The sequence below is a fragment of the Roseovarius halophilus (ex Wu et al. 2025) genome, assembly GCF_047086965.1.
Genome location: NZ_JBKOTX010000576.1, coordinates 1 through 409, shown reverse-complemented (window position 1 = coordinate 409; position 409 = coordinate 1). Strand labels below are relative to the sequence as shown.

Below are 409 nucleotides of genomic sequence, written 5' to 3'. Positions count from 1 at the left end.
CCATGACCCTCACCCGCAACCCGTTCGACGCGGGCGGCTATTCGCTCGCCGAGATGACGCAGGCCATCAACATCCTGCCCAATCTCTACACCCGCCTCGGCCAGATTGGCCTCTTCCGGTATCAAGGCGTCACACAGCGCTCCATCGTCATCGAGCAGCGCGAGGGCGTGCTCAGCCTGCTGCCCTCGGTTCCGCTGGGCGCCCCGGCCACGGTCGGCGAGCGCGAGCAGCGCTCCATGCGCAGCTTCGCGCTGCCGTGGATCCCGCATGACGACGTCATCCTGCCCGCCGATATCCAGGGCATGCCGGCGCTGGGCGTCTCGGACGCCGCCGATCCCCTGGTCGAGGTGATGAACCGCAAGCTGACGCTGATGCGCCGCAAGCATGCCCAGACCCGCGAATACATGGA

General features: G+C 67.5%; 1 protein-coding gene. It reads left to right on the top strand.

All coding sequences use genetic code 11. The features are described 5' to 3' along the window. Nucleotides 1–2: 2 nt before the first annotated feature. Nucleotides 3–409 (top strand): major capsid protein (locus ACH107_RS33565; protein WP_412509895.1); only part of this gene is annotated, 407 nt, incomplete at its 3' end.